Annotated in this window: 2 protein-coding genes; both read right to left on the reverse strand. The window is 70.1% G+C overall.

The features are described from left to right. Positions 1 to 219 precede the first annotated feature (219 nt). The gene (locus HMPREF0731_RS20895; RefSeq protein WP_007006226.1) at positions 220 to 1,059 is read right to left on the reverse strand and encodes an inositol monophosphatase family protein; all 840 of its coding nucleotides are present in this window, start codon (positions 1,057 to 1,059) and stop codon (positions 220 to 222) included. Between the two features lie 171 nt (positions 1,060 to 1,230). Then, positions 1,231 to 1,797, reverse strand: coding sequence for an elongation factor P (gene efp, locus HMPREF0731_RS20900; RefSeq protein WP_007006227.1), 567 nt, complete (start codon positions 1,795 to 1,797; stop codon positions 1,231 to 1,233). Positions 1,798 to 2,004: the final 207 nt, after the last annotated feature.

Here is a 2,004-nt window from a genome sequence, read left to right on the forward strand (position 1 = left end):
GCGCGGCGGGCGCCGCCACAGCGAGGCCGAGCGCCGCGCACAGCGCCAGCCTGGCCACGCGCCGCGGCGCCGGAACGGGGAAGGGCAGGAGAGGGGCACGCATTCTGCGGCGCACCCTAGACCACAAAGCGGAGCGGGGGAAACGCGGGGACAGGCTGTAACGAAAAGCCGGGGCAAGAAATTCCCCGGCCTCCGGCCGGCTGCCCGCCCCCTGCGCGATCAGCCGCGGGCGCGCTCCACCAGGGCGATGCCCTCATTGACCACCTCGCGCAGCTTGGGCTGCAGCAGCGGGTTGCCGGCGATGACATTGCCGCTGAGATAGGGGTCGTTGCCCTCCGGGTCGGTGGCCCAGCCGCCGGCCTCCTTCAGGATCACCAGCCCGGCGGCGATGTCCCATTTGTTCAGCCCCAGTTCCCAGAAGCCCTCGTAGCGGCCGGCCGCCGTCCAGGCGAGGTCGAGCGAGGCGGAGCCCATGCGGCGCACGCCGGAGACCTGCGGCATCAGCTTGGCCAGGATGGCGCTGAACTCGGCCTTGCGCTGCACCTTGGCGAACGGGATGCCGGTGGCGAACACCGCCTGCAGCATGTCGCGGCGGCCGGAGACGCGCAGGCGGCGGTCGTTGAGGAAGGCGCCCATGCCCTTCTCGGCCCAGAACAGCTCGTCGGCGGCGGGGTTGTAGATGACGCCGGCGACGATCTCGCTGGTCTCCGGCCCGGTGCGCTTCTCGATGCCGACCGAGACCGCCCAGTGCGGGATGCCGTGCAGGAAGTTGGTGGTGCCGTCCAGCGGGTCGATCACCCAGCGCCATTCCCAGTCGGCGCCGCCGCTCTCGCCCTGCTCCTCGCCCAGGAAGGCGAAGGCGGGGCGGGCGCGGCCCAGCTCGGCGCGCAGCGTCTCCTCGGCCCGGATATCGGCCTGGGAGACGAAATCGCCCGGGCCCTTCATGGAGACCTGCAGCTGCTCCACCTCGCCGAAATCCCGCAGCAGGCGGCGGCCCGCCTTCTGCACGGCGTTGACCACGACATTCAGGGCGGGGGACAGGCGGGCAGATGCGGCCATGGCGGGGGTGCGCTCCAGGGGGCTTCAATCAACGGATGGGCTGCGGGCGGAAGAGCGTTCTCTTCCGCGCCATGCGCCAGGGCCGTGGGGCGCCCTGGCTGTCCCGGCCGGCGGGCAGCATCCGCCGGCGGGACGGCCGCCGGGCGGGGCCCGGCCGGTCGCAGGGCCGGATCAGCCCTTGGCGCGCTCGACGTAGGAGGCGTCCTCGGTCTTCACCACGATCTTCTCGCCCGCGGTGATGAAGGGGGGCACCATGGTCTTGACGCCGTTCGACAGCACGGCCGGCTTGTAGGAGGAGGAGGCGGTCTGCCCCTTCACCACCGGATCGGCCTCGACGATCTCGAGGGTGACGTGCTGCGGCAGCTCGAGCGCCACCGGCTCGCCCTCGATCAGGCGGGCGGAGACGGTCATGTTCTCGGCCAGGAAGGGCAGGCGGTCGCCCAGGATGGCGGCGGGCACCACGGTCTGCTCGAAGGTCTCGGGGTCCATCAGCACCAGGTTCTCGCCGTCGGCGTAGGAGTAGGTGAACTCCTTGTCCTCGGTCATCAGGCGCTCGACCGTGTCGGCGGTGCGCCAGCGATCGTCCTTCTTGGTGCCGGTCTTGATGTCGCGCATCTCGACCTGGATGAAGGCGCCGCCCTTGCCCGGGGTGATGATCTGGATCTTGAGCACCGTCCAGCGCCGGCCCTCATACTCGATGACCTGACCGGGCCGCATCTGGTTGGCCTGCTGCTTCATGGGCTTGGCACCTGCTTCATCGGGCTGAAGGAACAAGGCGCGGGCGACCACAGGCCACACCGCGCGGGCGGCGGGCGCTTTACCCGGCAAAGCGGCGGGTGGCAACCATTCCGCACGCGGGGCGGGGCTGACCTGCGGCAGAGGCAGGTATCAGCAGCAGATCTTCTTTTTCTGAAGAAAAAGAAGCAAAAAGACTTCTTTCGGTCT

Source organism: Pseudoroseomonas cervicalis ATCC 49957, from assembly GCF_000164635.1.
Classification (GTDB): domain Bacteria; phylum Pseudomonadota; class Alphaproteobacteria; order Acetobacterales; family Acetobacteraceae; genus Pseudoroseomonas; species Pseudoroseomonas cervicalis.